Origin of the sequence: Pseudomonas sp. E6002 (genome assembly GCF_013385565.1) — a bacterium.
Taxonomy (GTDB): Bacteria; Pseudomonadota; Gammaproteobacteria; order Pseudomonadales; family Pseudomonadaceae; genus Aquipseudomonas.
Genome location: NZ_JACAPT010000024.1, coordinates 100,620 through 116,295, shown reverse-complemented (window position 1 = coordinate 116,295; position 15,676 = coordinate 100,620). Strand labels below are relative to the sequence as shown.

General features: G+C 61.2%; 21 protein-coding genes. 16 read left to right on the top strand and 5 right to left on the bottom strand.

All coding sequences use genetic code 11. The annotated features are described in order from the left end of the window. Positions 1-62: 62 nt before the first annotated feature. The gene (locus tag HX815_RS20495) at positions 63-2,552 is read left to right on the top strand and encodes a TonB-dependent siderophore receptor (RefSeq protein ID WP_177028794.1); all 2,490 of its coding nucleotides are present in this window, start codon (positions 63-65) and stop codon (positions 2,550-2,552) included. 224 nt (positions 2,553-2,776) lie between these two features. Then, positions 2,777-3,415 (top strand): hypothetical protein, encoded by a 639-nt coding sequence (locus tag HX815_RS20490; RefSeq protein WP_134326911.1) that lies wholly within the window; start codon positions 2,777-2,779, stop codon positions 3,413-3,415. Between the two features lie 62 nt (positions 3,416-3,477). Here the strand turns inward: HX815_RS20490 and HX815_RS20485 are convergent, their stop codons facing one another. Further along, positions 3,478-4,023, bottom strand: coding sequence for a hypothetical protein (locus HX815_RS20485; RefSeq protein ID WP_003219695.1), 546 nt, complete (start codon positions 4,021-4,023; stop codon positions 3,478-3,480). 213 nt (positions 4,024-4,236) lie between these two features. Between HX815_RS20485 and HX815_RS20480 the strand changes: the two genes are divergently transcribed. Further along, positions 4,237-4,566, top strand: coding sequence for a hypothetical protein (locus HX815_RS20480; RefSeq protein WP_023658946.1), 330 nt, complete (start codon positions 4,237-4,239; stop codon positions 4,564-4,566). A gap of 3 nt (positions 4,567-4,569) precedes the next feature. On the opposite strand, the gene HX815_RS20475 is transcribed toward HX815_RS20480, so the two are convergent. Then, complete coding sequence (locus HX815_RS20475; RefSeq protein ID WP_177028793.1) at positions 4,570-5,121, bottom strand: DUF4262 domain-containing protein; 552 nt, start codon at positions 5,119-5,121, stop codon at positions 4,570-4,572. Positions 5,122-5,293: 172 nt separating this feature from the next. On the opposite strand from HX815_RS20475, the gene HX815_RS20470 reads away from it, so the two are divergent. The 4 genes from HX815_RS20470 to HX815_RS20455 all read left to right on the top strand — a co-directional run bounded on the left by HX815_RS20470 (position 5,294) and on the right by HX815_RS20455 (position 7,728). Further along, on the top strand, positions 5,294-5,989 hold the full coding sequence (locus HX815_RS20470) for a fumarylacetoacetate hydrolase family protein (RefSeq protein WP_177028792.1): 696 nt from the start codon (positions 5,294-5,296) through the stop codon (positions 5,987-5,989). 36 nt (positions 5,990-6,025) lie between these two features. Then, positions 6,026-6,925: an AraC family transcriptional regulator gene (locus HX815_RS20465; RefSeq protein ID WP_177028791.1), complete on the top strand. Its 900-nt coding sequence runs from the start codon at positions 6,026-6,028 to the stop codon at positions 6,923-6,925. 91 nt (positions 6,926-7,016) lie between these two features. Then, entirely contained in the window at positions 7,017-7,463 is a 447-nt protein-coding gene (locus tag HX815_RS20460; RefSeq protein WP_003219700.1) for a GNAT family N-acetyltransferase, read from the top strand. Positions 7,464-7,467: 4 nt separating this feature from the next. After that, positions 7,468-7,728: a hypothetical protein gene (locus HX815_RS20455; protein WP_177028790.1), complete on the top strand. Its 261-nt coding sequence runs from the start codon at positions 7,468-7,470 to the stop codon at positions 7,726-7,728. A gap of 287 nt (positions 7,729-8,015) precedes the next feature. Here the strand turns inward: HX815_RS20455 and HX815_RS20450 are convergent, their stop codons facing one another. After that, on the bottom strand, positions 8,016-8,960 hold the full coding sequence (locus HX815_RS20450) for a sensor domain-containing diguanylate cyclase (protein ID WP_003219704.1): 945 nt from the start codon (positions 8,958-8,960) through the stop codon (positions 8,016-8,018). A gap of 243 nt (positions 8,961-9,203) precedes the next feature. Between HX815_RS20450 and HX815_RS20445 the strand changes: the two genes are divergently transcribed. Then, positions 9,204-9,452 carry a DUF1652 domain-containing protein gene (locus HX815_RS20445; RefSeq protein ID WP_008435982.1) on the top strand — a complete coding sequence of 83 codons (249 nt, stop codon included), beginning with the start codon at positions 9,204-9,206 and terminating at the stop codon, positions 9,450-9,452. A gap of 4 nt (positions 9,453-9,456) precedes the next feature. Here HX815_RS20445 and HX815_RS20440 read toward each other — a convergent pair whose 3' ends face one another. Next, on the bottom strand, positions 9,457-9,600 hold the full coding sequence (locus HX815_RS20440) for a hypothetical protein (protein ID WP_166742173.1): 144 nt from the start codon (positions 9,598-9,600) through the stop codon (positions 9,457-9,459). A 270-nt stretch (positions 9,601-9,870) separates the two neighbouring features. Between HX815_RS20440 and HX815_RS20435 the strand changes: the two genes are divergently transcribed. From HX815_RS20435 to HX815_RS20415, 5 genes are all read left to right on the top strand, one after another. Continuing rightward, positions 9,871-10,191: a YXWGXW repeat-containing protein gene (locus tag HX815_RS20435; protein ID WP_003219711.1), complete on the top strand. Its 321-nt coding sequence runs from the start codon at positions 9,871-9,873 to the stop codon at positions 10,189-10,191. Between the two features lie 47 nt (positions 10,192-10,238). Next, positions 10,239-10,820: an RNA polymerase sigma factor gene (locus HX815_RS20430; protein ID WP_177028789.1), complete on the top strand. Its 582-nt coding sequence runs from the start codon at positions 10,239-10,241 to the stop codon at positions 10,818-10,820. Further along, positions 10,817-11,248: a hypothetical protein gene (locus HX815_RS20425; RefSeq protein WP_003219715.1), complete on the top strand. Its 432-nt coding sequence runs from the start codon at positions 10,817-10,819 to the stop codon at positions 11,246-11,248. The genes HX815_RS20430 and HX815_RS20425 overlap by 4 nt, the downstream gene beginning before the upstream one ends. After that, positions 11,245-11,721: a periplasmic heavy metal sensor gene (locus HX815_RS20420; protein ID WP_003219717.1), complete on the top strand. Its 477-nt coding sequence runs from the start codon at positions 11,245-11,247 to the stop codon at positions 11,719-11,721. The genes HX815_RS20425 and HX815_RS20420 overlap by 4 nt, the downstream gene beginning before the upstream one ends. A gap of 237 nt (positions 11,722-11,958) precedes the next feature. Continuing rightward, positions 11,959-12,168, top strand: coding sequence for a YXWGXW repeat-containing protein (locus tag HX815_RS20415; protein WP_080673247.1), 210 nt, complete (start codon positions 11,959-11,961; stop codon positions 12,166-12,168). Between the two features lie 72 nt (positions 12,169-12,240). Here HX815_RS20415 and HX815_RS20410 read toward each other — a convergent pair whose 3' ends face one another. Then, positions 12,241-13,182 carry a LysR substrate-binding domain-containing protein gene (locus HX815_RS20410; RefSeq protein WP_177028788.1) on the bottom strand — a complete coding sequence of 314 codons (942 nt, stop codon included), beginning with the start codon at positions 13,180-13,182 and terminating at the stop codon, positions 12,241-12,243. A gap of 118 nt (positions 13,183-13,300) precedes the next feature. On the opposite strand from HX815_RS20410, the gene HX815_RS20405 reads away from it, so the two are divergent. From HX815_RS20405 to HX815_RS20395, 3 genes are read left to right on the top strand one after another with little or no spacing between them, the layout of a single operon-like run. After that, on the top strand, positions 13,301-14,305 hold the full coding sequence (locus HX815_RS20405) for an aldo/keto reductase (protein ID WP_177019750.1): 1,005 nt from the start codon (positions 13,301-13,303) through the stop codon (positions 14,303-14,305). A gap of 16 nt (positions 14,306-14,321) precedes the next feature. Next, entirely contained in the window at positions 14,322-15,119 is a 798-nt protein-coding gene (locus tag HX815_RS20400; protein ID WP_003219722.1) for an SDR family NAD(P)-dependent oxidoreductase, read from the top strand. 29 nt (positions 15,120-15,148) lie between these two features. Then, on the top strand, positions 15,149-15,565 hold the full coding sequence (locus HX815_RS20395) for an SRPBCC family protein (RefSeq protein ID WP_102369400.1): 417 nt from the start codon (positions 15,149-15,151) through the stop codon (positions 15,563-15,565). Positions 15,566-15,676 lie beyond the last annotated feature (111 nt).

Genomic DNA, 15,676 nt, shown 5'->3' with positions numbered 1-15,676 from the left:
CATACCCGATTTTCCGACATGGCCGTCATGACTAATAGAACCCCCATTTCCCAGGACTTCTCATGTCGCGCCTTGCTCGTCCTTTACAGCCATTGACCCTTTCAGTGGCGATGGCGTTTGCCGCCGTACCCCTGCTGACCGTTCAAGCGTCCTACGCGGCTGAAAGCGCTGCGTTCTCCATTCCCGCCGGTGACCTGAGCCAGGCCCTCAACAGCCTCGCCGAACAGGCGGGCCTGGTATTGGCCTTTGATTCGAGCCTGACCCGCGGCAAACACAGCAATGGCCTGAACGGGCAATACAATACCGACGCCGCCCTGGCCCAAGTGTTGGCCGGCAGCGGCCTGCAAGCCCTGAAGATCGCCGACGACCGCTACCGTCTCGAAGCCATCCCGCACACCGATGGCGCCATGGAGTTGCAGGCCACCACCATCAGCGGCGCGTACCAGTCGGAAAGCCCCACCGGCCCGGTGTCTGGCTACGTGGCCACCCGCAGCCTGTCGGGCACCAAGACCGACACCGCACTGATCGAAACCCCGCAGTCGATCTCCGTGGTCACCAAAGACCAGATGCGCGCGCAGAACGCCGAGAGCCTCAACCAGATCCTGCGCTACAGCGCTGCCGTGATCCCGGAAACCCGTGGCTCCACCGCCTCGCGTCTCGACCAGTTGACCATCCGTGGCTTCACCCCGGCGACCTACCTCGACGGCCTGCGCATGCCGTCGAGCCGGGATGCCTTGCCGCAAAAAGACGCCTTCGACCTGGAGCGCGTCGAAGTGCTGCGCGGGCCGGCGTCGGTGCTGTACGGGCAGGGCACCCCCAGCGGGGTGATCAACATGGTCAGCAAACGCCCGCTGGACACGCCGTTCCATGAAGTCGGCGTCGAGTACGGGACCTTCAACAAGAAGCGCACGACCTTTGACTTGAGTGGCCCGCTGGACGACCAAGGCGTTTATTCCTACCGCGTTGCCGGCCTGTTCGACGATGCCGACGGGCAGATCGAGCACACCGAAACCCGTCGCCAGTCCCTGTCCAGCGCCTTCACCTGGCGACCGGACGAGAATACCTCGCTGACCTTGCTCGGGCACTTCCAGAAGGACCCCAAGGGCGCGTCCTACGGCTCGATGCCAGCCTGGGGCTCGGTGCTGCACAGCCCGACGGGGCGCAAGATCGACGTGGATTTCTACGACGGCGAGAAAAACTTCGAGAAGAGCGACCGCGAGTATTACTCCATCGGCTACGCCTTCGAACATCACTTCAACGATGTCTGGACCGTGCGCCAGAATGCGCGCTACCTGCGCAGCGAAGGGCAATACCGCAGCCTCTACAGCAACTACCTGGAGAGCGATTACCGCACCATCCGCCGCTCGACCATCGCCAGCGACGTGAACATCGACGCCTATGCCCTCGACAACCAGTTGCAGGCCAAATTCGACACCGGGCCGTTGCAGCACACCGTGCTGATGGGCGCCGACTACCAGAACACCAGCACCGACACCAAGTCGGGCAGCGGCGTGTACACGGCAGGGCCTACGCTGGATATTTTCGACCCGGTCTACGGCGCGGCCGTGCCGGTGCCGGCCTACACCAGCGACGCCACCTCGCGCAGCGAGCAAACGGGGGTGTACCTGCAAGAGCAGATGAAGTGGGACAAATGGGTGCTGTTGATGGGCGGGCGTTATGACTGGGCCAGCACCGACAACAGTACCCTGGCGATGACCACCCAGAAAAAGACCAAGTCGTCCCAGGACAGCAAGGCCTTCACCGGCCGCCTGGGCCTGGTCTACCTGTTCGATAACGGCCTGGCGCCGTATGTCAGCTACTCGGAATCCTTCCAGCCGCAATCCGGCACGGGCTACGGCGGTTCGACGTTCCAGCCGACCGAGGGCAAGCAGACGGAAATCGGCATCAAGTACCAGCCGCCGGGCAGCAACAGCTTCATCACGGCTGCCATTTTCGACCTGCGCCAGACCAACGTACCGACGCTGGACCCGGACGCTTCCCACCTGTGCAACGGCTCCCGCTGCCAGATTCAGGACGGTGAAGTGCAATCCCGCGGGTTTGAACTGGAAGGCAAGGCCAGCCTGAACGACAACCTGGATATCACTGCGGCCTATGCCTACCTGGATAACCGCATCAGCAAATCCAACAACACCGTGCGTTATGCGCCCATCAGCGACATCGGTGTAGGCCCGGCGGTGGCTGCCGAAGGCACTACTACCTACGCCGTACCACGTCATACCGCGTCGGCCTGGGCGGATTACACCCTGCACGACGGCACGCTGAAGGGCTTCGGCGTAGGCGCCGGTGCGCGCTATGTCGGTTCTTCCTGGGGCGATACCGCCAACACCCTGAAGGTGCCGGGCTACACCTTGTTCGATGCAGCGGTGCACTACGACATCCCGCACATCAATCGTCAGGGTGACAACCTGCGCCTGGCAGTGAACGCCACCAACCTGGCGAATAAAGAGTACGTCGCGTCCTGCTATTCCTACTCGTGGTGCTGGTATGGCTCACAGCGTACCGTGCAGGCCAGTGCGACGTATCAGTGGTAAACACCCATTTACTGTAGGAGCGAGCTTGCTCGCGAAGAACCTGAGAGCAGCGCGCTAAGCCAGACACGCTGCGTTATCGTTAACGATTTTCGCGAGCAAGCTCGCTCCTACAGTGATCGTCAGTATTTTATGGGAGATGGCCTTTTAACATCGCCGCCCACTCTTTATCATCCGCCCCCAGCAACTCCGGCCATGGAGACGCTCCATTCACTAAGGAAGTCGTAATGCACATTGGAAAAATGCTGGGGTTGGCCCTGATCACGTTGTCGATGGGCGGCTGCGCCAGCTTCACGAAAGACGAAGTAGCACCCGTCACGCTGCCGTCGAAGGCCAGCTACGCCAACAAACCGAACGTCTACGTAGACTTCAAGTTCTACCAGGGCGAGCCGACAAATGCCGCCGCGGCCGAAGTCCCACAAGCGCGTGACATGCTCAAGCCACAGCTGCAGAAAGTCCTGACTGACTCCGGCCTGTTTGGTCGCGTGACCCTGGATGAATTCCAGAAGCAGCCAGGCGATTACAGCCTGCGCCTGAAGGTCTACAACCATCCACCGGGTGGCGGCCAACTGGTACTGGCCTTTATCAGCGGCTTTACCTTCACCATCATTCCGGCGCTGGGGACTGATCAGTACACCATGAAGCTGGAATCGGTGGACGCACAAGGCCAGGCACTGAGCACCGGCACCAACCACGACTCGATCAATACCTGGATGGGCATCTGGTTCATCCCGTTGATGGCCAACACGCCGAAAGACGCGGTGACCGATACCTTCACCCGCCAGGTCAATGCCCTGCTCAAGCAAATGGTCGACGGTAATAACCTGAAGTATTCGGCGCTGGATGCCGGCGTGCCACGGGCGTGACACGTAACTGAACGTTTGAAACAGCTGCGAGGGCAGGGTGGCCGATCCTCGCAGCCCAGGCCTTACTTAAGCGCCTTGATGAACAACGGGTCGCTGTACAGCGACTTGAGCAAATCCCGCACCATCGGGTTGTAGGCGTTGGCGGCATTCGGGATCGCAATGAACCCGAAGAACGAACTGGGCCAGGTGTGATTCACTTCCTTGGTCGCGTCGTACACCACGTCATTGCCCTTGAGCAGGGTAAACCGCGCGGCCAGGGTGCCGTTGCCGGAGCCCATGCCTGCCGACAGCGAATTCTTCACCACCAGCACTTGCAGATGACGTTCTGCTTGCGGGTTCAGCAGGCCTGCCAGTTGCAGTTCCTGGGTGATCGCAGCCTGGATATGCGCCGGGATGCTGCCACTGGGCGAGCGGATCGGGTTGGCACGTACAGACAACGAGCCTTCGCCCGACGCGGCCGTCACCTGGGCATTGCTGACGGGTTGCAGCGGCGCTGCCTGCTTGAGGACCTGGACGTTATCGAAGTTCGGCTCGTATTGCGTCATGGTGACGCCGCAGCCTTGCAACAGCAGCGCGAGCAATGGGGTCAACAGTAGAAGCTTTTTCACGGCGTTTCCTTGCGTGAGTGTGGGAGAGCGCCGCGATTATCGTCAGGCAATGGGCCATCGGCAACCAACAGTGGCAAAATGCCTGAATGGCAACGCTGTTACTCGGTTCGGTTTCAGGTCGGAAAATTCACCGATAAGGCAATTTGCTGGCCCCTTTGTAACAAAATCCTCGCCAAAATCACTTTTATTTTCAGGTGGTTAGGCGGGATGCAAATGCGCAATGTTGGAATCATGCTGATCGCCTGTTCCCTGGCGGGTGGGGCGGTTTCGGTTGAGGCACGGGAGCTGCGGGACAACGACAAGTACATGTGCAGTTGGGGGGCTGGCACCGCCGCCCGGGCCCAGGAATTGAAGCTGTCGGGCGTCTCGCTGTACGCCGCGCGGCAGAAGCTGAAGACCTACCAGTTCAAGAAACCCTGGATGCACATGATGGCCATGGGCATCACCGAACAGACCTACGACAGCCGTTCGCGGGTCAAGCCCGAGGTGATTCGCCAGAGTTTTTATCAGGACTGTTTGCGCTACAAGCTGGCGCGTAAATAACCCTTATTTATCCAGCAGCAATTGGAGCCTTGAGAACGACTGGTCGTAGTTGGGCTCCCACGGAAAGCGCCCTTGTTTGTCCGGCCAGACCATTTGCAACGCAGGGAAATCAGCTTTGATCGAGGCGTAGAACCAGCCGGCATAACCGAGGTACTCGCGGTAGTGCCTGCGGTCTACAGGAATGAAGGCGATGCGCATGCCTTCGGCAATATCGTCATAGGGCTTGTAGGTTTCATAGGCGGCTTTTGCACCGGCAAAGCGGATCGCGGCGATGTTCAGCAACTGCTGGGCAATCTCCGGGGGCAGCCCGAATACGATGATTTCCGGTTGGCCGAAGTTGGCGTAGAACCCCAGGGAGTAGGCGAACGAAGGCTCACCGTCTTCAGCCCGCACATGCACATGGTGCCAGCCGATCTTCTTGATATCCGCCAACACCTTCTCGTCATATTCCGAATCTGCCTTGGGCAACTGGAATCCCGGAAGCGGGGCCTTGGCTGAAGTGTTCATCGAGAACAATGAGGCGGCGAAGAGGGCGACGGCGCGAATGATGTTCATCAGAGTCCTTTCTGCGGGATCAGGGGTTGAAAGCGCGATGAGGCTAGCAGTGTTGGGTTCGCTCGGCAAAGTGACCGATGCACCGCCCAGTACAAAATCTGCGTAAGCCTGTCCAACTTCGCCCCGGAGCCCGTCCGCATACTGGCCCCAGGTAATCGAAGAGGCACATGCCATGACCCGCTACGTCATCACCCCCAACGAAACCCCGTCCCTTGCCATCCACGGCGACGACGCCCGCTTCCCGCTGCGCCGGGTGTTCTGTGTCGGGCGCAACTACAGCGAACATGCCCGCGAAATGGGCCACGACCCCGACCGCGAGCCACCGTTCTTTTTCATGAAGCCAACTGATGCCGTGGTGCCCGCCGAGGGCGTGATCGCCTATCCGCCGCTGACCGCCGATCTGCACCATGAAGTCGAGTTGGTGGTGGCCATCGGCAAGGGCGGCGTGGACATCGCCCCGGAAGATGCGTTTGCGCATATCTGGGGTTACGGCTTGGGCATCGACCTGACCCGCCGCGACCTCCAGGCCCAGGCGAAAAAGCTGTCGCGGCCGTGGGAATGGGCCAAGGCCTTTGATGAGTCGGCACCTTGCACTCCGCTGCGGCCGGTGAGTGCCGTCGGCCACCCGGGCACTGGGCGAATCTGGCTCAAGGTGAATGGCGAGCAACGTCAAGTGGGCGATCTGGCAGACCAGATCTGGTCGGTCAGTGAGGTGATCAGCCACGCGTCCAAATCCGTGGCGCTGAAAGCCGGCGACCTGATCTTTACCGGCACCCCGGCGGGCGTCGGCGCCTTGCAACCGGGCGATGTGGTGACCGCCGGGATCGACGGCCTGGCCGAACTGAGCTTCACCCTCGGCCAGGGTTGACGCTACAGTGGTGCCCAGGCCCCCCGAGAAACGTGTATGCCCGGCACCCGCATCACCACCTATGGCATGGAACAACGCAGCGACCGCTCCGACTTCTACATCCGCGACAAGCGGGGCAGGGCGGCGCTGACCAGTCCCCATCGCCACGAATATTTCCAGATCCAGATCAACCTGGGTGGCGACACCGTGCAGCACATCGGCGGTGCGGTGCGCCCGTTCCCGAAAAAGGCCCTGGCCTTTATCCTGCCCCATCGCCTGCATGTGATTCCCCATCCTGAAGACGGCGACTTCATGCTGATCAATTTCAGCCAGGGTTTTTTCCTGCCGCAACTGACCTGCGACCCGCTGGACCTCGAAGACATCCCCATCGGCCAGGCGCCGGAGCTGTCGCCGTTCCGCTTCCAGGAGCAGTTGGACTTCATCCTCGACGACGCGGCCTTCGAAGAAGTCAAAACCTGGCTGGAACACATGCGTAGCCTGGACGCCCACCGCAGCTTCGGCGCCCGGGAGCGGCTCAAGGGTTACCTGTTCCAGTTGATCGGGCTGGTGTGCCAACAGTACGCCGAACCGCTCCAGGCGTTCGCCGCCAACAACGCCACCCGGCGTGGGCGCAAGGATGCCCTGGCCCGGGTGCAAGGCTACATCCGCGAGCATTTGCACGAGCCGTCGCTGAACCTGACGGATGCCGCGGCGGCGGCGTTCCTGTCGCCCAACTACCTGACCCACCTGTTGCGCAAGGAAACCGGCAAACCCTTCTCCCAGTTGGTGCTCGACCGGCGCATGCAACTGGCGCGCACGCTGCTGCTCAACAGCCCGCAGATGATCGGCGCGATTGCGCGCCGTTGCGGGTTTACCGACGAGGCGTATTTTTCCCGGTGTTTCCGCAAGGCCCACGGGCTGGCGCCGGGGCAGTTCAGGCGGCGTGAGCAGGATTAACGCGCAATACGGCTGACTGTTTTACAAATCCACCACAACCGATGTGTTTCAATTTACATACAATTGAGCGTCTCATCGGGAGGCGGTGCACATGGGTTCGGTTATACGGTTGGCAACTCCGGGCGATATCAATGCCATTTTCGACATTCGCACCGCCGTGGTGCAGAACCACTTAAGCCGCGAGCAGATGGCTGAGCTGGGCATTACCCCGCAAGTCGTCGCCGACAGCATGCGCGAGGCGCCTTGCGTATGGCTTGCCGAACTGGACGGCAGGCCTGTCGCGTTTGCAATGGTTGATCTTGCCGAAGGCGAGGTGTTCGCCCTGTTTGTATTGCCGTCTCACGAGAACCTTGGGTTGGGCCGCCAATTGATGGCAGTGGCCGAGGCCGCGCTGTTCGAGCACCACGACACGCTCTTCCTGATCACGGATGGGCGGGATCAGATCCGTGCCAACGGTTTTTACCAGCGGCTTGGCTGGGCAGTGGTCGACACGGCCGAGGGCGACGATGTTCGCTATCAGAAACACAAGGTGCAATGAGTGTATGAGTGAGCTGGAACTCCCTCAATCCAACGCCTTGCGCTATTTTGGCGTCGGCGTTCTATGTGTCGCGGTGTTGTTGGGGACCTATTTCGTTCGGCTCAATGCCCAGGTCGACCGGCAGCGGGAAGAGGCGGCGGAGCGCCTGGCGTTATGCCGTCAGGCAGCCAGTGTTTCGCGCGCCACGCCCCAGGACGAACTTGTGTTGGTGGATCCGTGCAAACACCTGTATCAGCACTATTTGAAGAAGCCCACGCACTTTTAATCAATAACCTTATTTTTATCGCGGAATTAAACAGCGAAGTTTGTTTAACGATGCGCTGTTATTGCACCAAAAAGTGGCATTTCCAATAATCGGATCCATTAAAAAAGTGTGGTTATTGAATGACTTAGCGCTGTTTTAATCCGACGAAAGGTTGAAAATTATCTTGTTACAAGTTTTCCCGCTGGGTAATATAGCCGGGCGTTCACCTCCCACGGTTTATGCATTTTTAAATCCCAAGTTTCCATCAGCTACTTGGGATTTTTTTTGCCCGCGATTTGAGCGTTGTATCAATCCTCTACGTCGGCAAACTCTGCGCGCATCCGCCCATTGCGCTTGGCCTGGTACAGCAATTTGTCGACGGCTTCGACAAAGGCCAGCGCCGCGCCGCCCGGCGTTACCGTGCAAGTGCCTACGCCCAGGCTCAGTGTCAGCAGGTCCGACACCGCCGAGTGCTCATGCGCGATCTGCTGCTGGCGGATCAAGTGCAGGCAGCGTTCGGCCACGCGCCGTGCCGACTCGGCATCGGTTTCCGGCAACAACCACACAAATTCCTCGCCGCCGATGCGCGCAATGAAGTCCCGTGGCCGGTTGGCCGCCTGCGACAGCGTGCGTGCCACCTGGCGCAGGCATTCGTCGCCCTTGATATGCCCGTAGAGGTCGTTGTACTGCTTGAAATAGTCGATATCCAACAGGATCAACGACAGCGGCAATTGGCTGCGCTGGGCGCTGGTCCATTCCCGCGCCAGCACGGTATCGAACATGCGCCGGTTGGCGATGCCGGTGAGGCCGTCCTGGAACGAATACTCCTCCAGCTGCTTCTGCAGGCGAATCAGGTGTTCTTCGGTCTTCTTGCGCTCGCTGATGTCGAACATGAAGCCGATCAGCGCCTGCACCTCGCCGTCCTTGCGCTCCACGTGCACCACGTCGCGAATCCACACGTACTCACCGCTGGCGGTCAGCGCCCGGTAATCGGCTTCATGATCGACCCCGGCCCGGGACTGCGAGACGCAGAAGTTGACCACGTATTCGCGGTCATCCGGGTGCATGCGTTCCACCCAGTCGTCCACGGTGGCCCAGCTCTGTGGCGTCCAGCCCAGCAGCGCCTCGATTTGCGGGCCGATGTAGCTGAAGGTCATGGTCGGCCAGTCGATGCGCCAGGGGATGGCCTTGGTCGATTCCAGCAACGTCTTGTACACAGCACTGTCGGGTTCGATCAAAGGTTCGATACTCATGCGGGGTGCTCTCGGTGTCGGAAAAAACCAGAGCATCTGGCCATCATCGCCAGGAAGCAAGCCCTTCGCGTGGCATCGGATAAGAGGGGGGCTGTGTGGTTTTTCTGGCGTCAGCCGGCCAGCGGTTTTAGCCGAAATGCGCACCAAGTATCACTTTTGAATTAATTCCCGGGCAGTTTGAAAAAGCTCATCTACCCTAGACGGATCACGTCCTCCGAGCCCCGTACAGGGAAGGGTGCCCGCATGATTTCGATCGCCGAGTTTCGCCACATCATGGAGTCGGGCTTCCTGCCCCTCGCCTGTGACTGCTCATTGAACAGCGACGGTTCGCTGCGCATCAACATCTTCGACCCGGCCTCCGGGCGCGTCGACCTGCTGCTGCCCCGTGTGTCGCCCCAGGGTCTGGACAGCATCCGTTCCATCTCAAACCTGATTGGCGAACTGCGCACCGAGATCAAGGCCGGGCGCAGGGGTTTTGCAGCGGTCAGTTAGCGGATCAGGAGATCGCTTGTGCCGTCGGGGTAGTCACTACCCCGTAACCGCGCCAGCAGCAATGCTCGCGGTGCCCCGGCAGGAACACGCAGCCGCCAAGGTTCATGAGCAGGACGGCGGCAACCAGCAGTGAAATTCGACGAGACATGGTGATTTCCTCAAGGTGATGGGCGTCGCCAACCAACAGAACGCGCCTGTCGATTACCAACGGTTAACCCTTGAACGCGGCAATATGGATAAATCCGTCGCGACCTTTCAACAATTTCATCAACTCCCCGCAAACCCTGGGCAATACTGGCCCTGCCTGCCGTCCTGAGCGGTCGCGATAAAAAGTTCTTTTTGTTGCGACGGATTTTCGGACACCTGCCGTTCAACCCTACAACTGCGATCACTGGCGATCGCCGATGAAGGAGTTGTCATGAGACTTGCACGACCGCTGGCCAAATTACGTTATGCCCTGTTGATCCCGCTGGCACTGGCCGCCCTGGTCAGCACGCCGACGTTTGCCCAGACCGAAGTGATCATCCGCGAAGCGCCACCGCCGATGCGCGTCGAGGCCGTTCCCGTCGAACGCCCTGGCTATGTGTGGGATCGCGGGCACTGGCGCTACGAAGGGCGCGGTTATGCCTGGGTACCGGGCCACTGGCAGCCGGTGATGCGCAACGCCCGTTGGGAACCTGGCCACTGGGAGTCGCGCGGCCCCAACTGGTACTGGAGAGAAGGGCACTGGATCCGCTGAGCATTCCGTCAACCTGACCCTTAGCCACCGGACCGAGACTTGCCCTATTGAAAGACACTGATCCGGACGTTGAGCTGTTGGCCCGCATCGGTAACAACGAACCGGCGGCCATCAACGAAATGGTGACGCGCAAACTGCCGCGTTTGCTCGCGCTCGCCAGTCGGATCCTCGGGGATGCCGACGAGGCCAGGGACGTGGCCCAGGAAAGCTTCCTGCGTATCTGGCGCCAGGCTGCAAGCTGGCGCAGTGGCGAAGCGCGTTTCGACACCTGGCTGCACCGCGTGGCACTCAACCTGTGCCACGACCATTTGCGTCGGCGCAAGGAGCGCCCGCTGCACGATGAGGAGGCGATGAGCGAGGTGGTCGACACAGCGCCTGCGCCCGATGAACAGCTGGAAGCGGCCGCCCGCAGTGAGCACATGGCGGCGGCGTTAGCGTCGCTGCCTGATCGCCAGCGTGAGGCGATTGTGTTGCAGTATTACCAAGAGCTGTCGAATATCGACGCCGCGGTGCTGATGAACATCAGCGTCGAGGCACTGGAGAGCTTGCTGTCACGGGCCCGGCGCAACCTGCGCAGTTACCTTGACGACACACCCGGGCCCGCCCGCCCAGGAAGGGGAAAACCATGACGCCTGAACGATTTGCCCAATTGGCCGAGGCTTACGGCGGCCACTTGCACCGTTGGCCGCGCGCCGAACAGGCCGAGGCCCAGGCCCTGCTGGATGCAGGCGATGCCAGCCTCCTTGAGGTGCTGCATCAGGCGCGATGGCTCGACGGCCAGCTGGACGGCTATCAACTGGCACCCGTCGACCCGGCGCTGGCGCGGCAGATTCGCCAATCGTTTCCCCAGCGCCAGTCCTTCTGGGCGCGCTACGCCGGCTGGCTGTCGCCGGCCGGTTTTGTTGGCGTGGGCATCGCCGGGGTCGCCGCCGGAATCCTGGTGGCGTCGTTGAGCGTGCCGTTGCCCATGCTTGGCCCTGAAGTACTGCCGAGTGTCTTCGACCAGGGCGACGCCGAAGTCGTCTTCACCGTCAACGCCGAGGAAAGCGAGCAATGACCCCGTCACCCAAGTACCTGAAGCCGCTGCTGGTTGTGTCGGTGTTGTTCAACGTGTTTTTGATCGGCGGTGTCGGCGGTGGCTTGTACCATTGGTTGGCGAACACCAAGCCCGCCGAGGCCGTGGTTAACCAGCATGGCCTGCGCCAGGCGATGGTCAAGCTGCCGCCGGAACGGCGCAAGGAACTGCGCCAGTTGTTGCGCCAGAACCGCGCCGACAGCCAGCCGCTGGTACTTGCCGGGCGCGAGGCGCGGCTGGACGTGATCAAGCAACTGGAGGCGCCGACTCTCGACCGTGAGGCGTTGGTGACGGATTTGGGCAAGGCCCGGGAGGCGGACATGGCGCTCAGGGCGCTGGTGGACAACACCCTGGCGCAGTTCGCCAGCACCTTGCCCCGGGATGAGCGCCAGCGGTTGGTGGAGGCGTTGTATATGAAGGGGCAGGCGAAGGGCAAGGTCGCCAAGAGCCACTGAAGATCGTTCCCACGCTCTGCGTGGGAATGCCGCCCCGGACGCTCTGCGTCCAATTGGCGATGCAAGGTCCAAGTCTTGCGCAGTGGTGACGCGGAGCGTCACGGGATGCGTTCCCACGCAGAGCGTGGGAACGAGCATTAATAACCGAGACGGGCGACGGATTTTCCCGGGTGGCGGCGTTTAACCCGGGTAGGCCCGCCACTCAGGCGAAGGCCAATCTCATTGGGGAACCGTGCCATGTCCCGCCTATTCAAAGCTACGCTGGCCGCCACGTTGATGGCGGCTGCGTTGTCCGGTTGTATTGTCGAGCCTGTTCATCCGCGGCGTCCGCCGCCTTTGGTCGAGGTGGTGCCGGTGGCGCCGGCGCCAGGGTATCAGTGGGTGCGGGGGCACTATCGCTGGGGGAACGGGCAGTGGTTATGGGTGCCGGGGCATTGGCGGTACTGATCCACCACACGTTCAACGGCGACACCGAAACCCTGTGGGAGCTGGCTTGCCTGCGATGGCATCACCGCGGTCTTACTGACAGACCGAGGTGCCTGCATCGCGGGCAAGCCCGGCTCCCACAGGTGATAGGGGCTCTGTCAGGACTTTCCTGAACGTCTCCACCAACGGCCGCAAGTTGATCCGATGCCACGCCGCCCACAGCGGCGTGGTGTAGGTCAGCCACGGCAGTTCTCGCAGCACAACGCCCGGCGGTGCATTGCGGCTCAAGCCCTTTTGCACCATCGCGATACCTAGCCCCGACGCCACCAATCCCAACGCGGTAAACGGCTCGCTGGCCTCCATCGGAATCTGCGGGGTAAACCCTGCCCGAATGCACGCCGCAACAAAGTCATCCGCCGGGTTTGCACCCGCTTTGCGCTGCACGCCAATCCATTGCTGCTCGGCCAGATGCTCAGGCAGCAACTCGCTGACGCTGGCCAGCGGATGCTGCTCGGGCAGCGCCAGCAGCATCGGATCGTCCAACACTTGCAATGCCATCAGGTCCGGGTCATCCGCCGCCGGTGGTTCACCCACCAGAGCGATATCCAGGCTGCGTTGGCGCAGGCCTTCCAGTTGCTCGATGGAGGGCAGGTTGTACAGGGCGATATGCACGTTGGGCCGCGCGTCACGCAGTACCTTCAGGGCGTTGGGCAGCACCCCCGCGTGCATGGCGTTTTCGATGTAGCCGATGCACAGTCCGCCTTCTTCGCCTTTACCCAATCGCCGGCCCAATGACTCCAGGCGGTTGGCGTGGGTCAGCAGCGCCTTGGTTTCGGCGAGGAACGTCTGGCCGTCGCGGGTCAGGCGGATGCGCTGTTGGCTGCGCTCGAACAGGGTCAGGCCCAGGCGTTCTTCCAATTGGGCAATCTGCCGGCTCAGGGGCGATTGGGAGATGTGCAACCGTTCGGCAGCACGCCCCACGTGTTCTTCTTCAGCGACTACAACGAAGTAGCGCAATTGGCGGAAGTCGATCATGTCAGACCTTAAGGGACTCAAGTTGGTCGCAGTATGTCTTGGACGGTCCGATCTCTGCAATCTACGATCTGCTCAACGGTCAACACAGCGACCTTGAACAATCTTGAGGATTTACCCCATGAGCTTGAAAGACAAACTGCCCGGCGTGCTGGGTTTTGGCACCGCCCCCTTGGGCAACATGTTCCGTGCGATTCCTGAAGAGGAGGCGCAAGCCACCGTTGAAGCGGCCTGGAACCAGGGCGTGCGTTACTTCGACACCGCACCGTTCTACGGCTCGGGCCTCTCTGAAATCCGCCTGGGCCAGGCCCTGTCCAAGTACAACCGTGACGACTATGTGCTCAGCACCAAGGTCGGCCGGGTGATCCTGGATGAAGTGGAAGAAAGCGCCCGCGACCTCGGCGAGAAAAGCGGCGTGTTTGAACATGGCCGGCCGAATAAGATGGTCAACGACTACAGCGCCGATGCCACCCTGCGCTCCATCGAAGACAGCCTCAACCGCCTCCAAACCGACCGCCTCGACATCGTGTGGATTCACGACATCGCCCAGGACTTCTACGGTGATCAATGGCTGGACTACTTCAATCAGGCGCGCACCGGTGCTTTCAAAGTACTGACCCGCCTGCGTGAAGAAGGCGTGATCAAGGCCTGGGGCCTGGGCGTCAATCGGGTCGAGCCTTGCGAGTTGACCCTGGACCTGGCCGAAGCCCAGCCCGACGGTTTCCTGCTTGCCGGTCGCTACACCTTGCTCGACCATGAACGCGCCTTGCAGCGCTTGATGGAGGCAGCCCAGGCGCAGAACGTCGAGATCGTGGTCGGTGGCCCTTACAGCTCCGGGATCCTGGCGGGCGGCGCACATTTTGAGTACCAGAAAGCCAGCCCGGCGATCATCAGCAAGGTCGAGCAGATCAAGGCGATTGCCGCGGCCCATGGCGTGAGTGTGAAAGCCGCTGCACTGCAATTCTCCCTGGCTCACCCGGCAGTGGCGGCAGTGATTCCGGGTGCCAGTCGTCCGGGGCGCATTGCTGAAGACGTCGCGGCGTTGTCAGAGAAGATTCCCGCAGCCTTTTGGCAGGCCCTGCGCGAGGCCCGATTGATTTCGGCCCGTGCACCGTTGCCGCTCTAACCACAGGAACGCGAACATGAAAATTGATATCAGTGGCAAAGTCGCAATCGTCAGTGGCAGCACCGCCGGCATAGGCCTGGGCATCAGCCAGGCGCTGGCGCAATCCGGCGCTACGGTGGTGGTGATCGGGCGTGAATCGGGCAAGGTCGACGAGGCGCTGGCGACCATTCGCCAGGCCGTGCCCGGCGCGGATCTGCGTGGGCTGGTGGCGGACCTCGGTACGGCCGAGGGCGCTGAAAAGCTGTTCGCCGCCGAGCCGCGCGCCGACATCCTGGTGAACAACCTCGGGATCTTCAACGACGTCGATTTCTTCGACGCCCCCGACAGCGAGTGGACGCGTTTCTACGAGGTCAACGTGATCTCCGGTGTGCGTTTGTCGCGGCATTACACGCCGGGCATGGTCGAGCAGGGCTGGGGCCGGGTGATCTTTGTGTCGTCGGAATCCGGGGTGGCAACGCCGGCTGACATGATCAATTACGGCGTGACCAAAAGCGCCAACCTGGCGGTGTCCCATGGCTTGGCCAAACGCCTGGCGGGCACCGGGGTGACGGTCAATGCGATCCTGCCGGGGCCGACCTTTACCGATGGCCTGGAGCACATGCTCAAGGACGCCGTGGCCAAGTCCGGGCGCAGTGCGCGGGACGAGGCGGATGTGTTTGTGCGCAATGCGCGGCCGACGTCGATCATCCAGCGCGCAGCGAATGTGGATGAAGTGGCGAATCTGGTGGCGTACATTGCTTCACCGTTGTCCTCTGCCACCACCGGTGCCGCGTTGCGGGTCGACGGCGGTGTTGTCGACAGCATGGCGATCTGATTTTTCTTGAATGGTTTGGAGTGTTAATCGTGGCAAAAGCATCTGCTGTTATTGAAATCCCGGTTTCGGCCGAACAGGTTTGGCAATTGGTCGGCGGCTTCAATTCGCTGCCGGACTGGCTGCCCTTTATCGTCAAGAGCGAGCCGAGTGAAGGCGGGCGCGTGCGCCACCTGCAAACGGCGGATGGCGGGGTGGTGGTGGAACGGTTGCAACGCTTTGATGATGCGGCGCGTACTTACAGCTACTCCATCAGCGAGTCGCCGTTTCCGGTGAGTGAGTATCTGGCGACGTTGAAGGTTGAGGCGCTGGGTGACAGCTCCGCGAAGGTGACCTGGTCGGGCGTGTTTACTCCGGTGGCCGGTGTGACGGATGCGGCGGTGGAGGAGTTGTTCAGCGGTGTCTACAGCGGTGGGCTGGATGCGTTGCGGGGTAATTTTCCGGGCTGAATGAAGATCAAATGTGGGAGCGGGCTTGCTCGCGAATGCGGTGGATCAGTGCCAGATGGGTTGACTGACACTCCGCATTCGCGAGCAAGCCCGCTCCCACATTGGTTTTGT

Excerpts from the sequence above, each read along its gene's own strand:
- HX815_RS20495 (WP_177028794.1), top strand. The coding sequence starts at position 63 with ATGTCGCGCCTTGCTCGTCCTTTACAGCCATTGACCCTTTCAGTGGCG.
- HX815_RS20490 (WP_134326911.1), top strand. The coding sequence starts at position 2,777 with ATGCACATTGGAAAAATGCTGGGGTTGGCCCTGATCACGTTGTCGATG.
- HX815_RS20480 (WP_023658946.1), top strand. The coding sequence starts at position 4,237 with ATGCGCAATGTTGGAATCATGCTGATCGCCTGTTCCCTGGCGGGTGGG.
- HX815_RS20475 (WP_177028793.1), bottom strand. The coding sequence starts at position 5,121 with ATGAACATCATTCGCGCCGTCGCCCTCTTCGCCGCCTCATTGTTCTCG.
- HX815_RS20470 (WP_177028792.1), top strand. The coding sequence starts at position 5,294 with ATGACCCGCTACGTCATCACCCCCAACGAAACCCCGTCCCTTGCCATC.
- HX815_RS20465 (WP_177028791.1), top strand. The coding sequence starts at position 6,026 with ATGCCCGGCACCCGCATCACCACCTATGGCATGGAACAACGCAGCGAC.
- HX815_RS20460 (WP_003219700.1), top strand. The coding sequence starts at position 7,017 with ATGGGTTCGGTTATACGGTTGGCAACTCCGGGCGATATCAATGCCATT.
- HX815_RS20455 (WP_177028790.1), top strand. The coding sequence starts at position 7,468 with ATGAGTGAGCTGGAACTCCCTCAATCCAACGCCTTGCGCTATTTTGGC.
- HX815_RS20450 (WP_003219704.1), bottom strand. The coding sequence starts at position 8,960 with ATGAGTATCGAACCTTTGATCGAACCCGACAGTGCTGTGTACAAGACG.
- HX815_RS20445 (WP_008435982.1), top strand. The coding sequence starts at position 9,204 with ATGATTTCGATCGCCGAGTTTCGCCACATCATGGAGTCGGGCTTCCTG.
- HX815_RS20440 (WP_166742173.1), bottom strand. The coding sequence starts at position 9,600 with ATGTCTCGTCGAATTTCACTGCTGGTTGCCGCCGTCCTGCTCATGAAC.
- HX815_RS20435 (WP_003219711.1), top strand. The coding sequence starts at position 9,871 with ATGAGACTTGCACGACCGCTGGCCAAATTACGTTATGCCCTGTTGATC.
- HX815_RS20425 (WP_003219715.1), top strand. The coding sequence starts at position 10,817 with ATGACGCCTGAACGATTTGCCCAATTGGCCGAGGCTTACGGCGGCCAC.
- HX815_RS20420 (WP_003219717.1), top strand. The coding sequence starts at position 11,245 with ATGACCCCGTCACCCAAGTACCTGAAGCCGCTGCTGGTTGTGTCGGTG.
- HX815_RS20415 (WP_080673247.1), top strand. The coding sequence starts at position 11,959 with ATGTCCCGCCTATTCAAAGCTACGCTGGCCGCCACGTTGATGGCGGCT.
- HX815_RS20410 (WP_177028788.1), bottom strand. The coding sequence starts at position 13,182 with ATGATCGACTTCCGCCAATTGCGCTACTTCGTTGTAGTCGCTGAAGAA.
- HX815_RS20405 (WP_177019750.1), top strand. The coding sequence starts at position 13,301 with ATGAGCTTGAAAGACAAACTGCCCGGCGTGCTGGGTTTTGGCACCGCC.
- HX815_RS20400 (WP_003219722.1), top strand. The coding sequence starts at position 14,322 with ATGAAAATTGATATCAGTGGCAAAGTCGCAATCGTCAGTGGCAGCACC.